Genomic DNA, 530 nt, shown 5'->3' with positions numbered 1-530 from the left:
CCTTATTCGCCGGCGCACATGCGCCATCCACTACAGGGCGCCGGGGCGCCAAACATAAGCAAATTATATGCCTGAAAGTGGAGTGTTTGCCTAGACCGCTGTAACAATAAAAAACTGTTGATTTTTATCGTTACCGCGGTCTGGCATCCGCCATGACTGCTTCAGCGCTTACAGGCGGAACTCATGGCCCAGGTACACTTCCTTGACCAGGCTGTTGGCCAGGATGGTTTCGGCGTCACCTTCGGCGATCAACTGGCCGTCGTTGACGATATAGGCCGTTTCGCAGATATCCAGGGTTTCACGGACGTTGTGGTCGGTGATCAGCACGCCAATGCCTTTGGCCTTGAGGTGGTAGATGATCTGTTTGATATCGCCAACCGAAATCGGGTCGACACCGGCGAAGGGTTCGTCGAGGAGGATGAATTTCGGATTGGTGGCCAGGGCGCGGGCGATTTCCACGCGACGGCGCTCACCACCTGACAGGCTCATGCCGAGGTTGTCGCGGATGTGGCTGATGTGGAATTCCTGCA

1 protein-coding gene is annotated in these 530 nt (G+C 55.8%); it reads right to left on the bottom strand.

Going from position 1 to position 530, the window contains the following annotated elements; translation table 11 throughout:
* Positions 1–168 precede the first annotated feature (168 nt).
* Positions 169–530 (bottom strand): ATP-binding cassette domain-containing protein (locus PMI29_RS04705; RefSeq protein ID WP_008002696.1); only part of this gene is annotated, 362 nt, incomplete at its 5' end.

Source organism: Pseudomonas sp. GM49 (assembly GCF_000282355.1).
Lineage (GTDB): Bacteria > Pseudomonadota > Gammaproteobacteria > Pseudomonadales > Pseudomonadaceae > Aquipseudomonas.
This window is presented reverse-complemented; position numbering and strand designations above follow the sequence as displayed.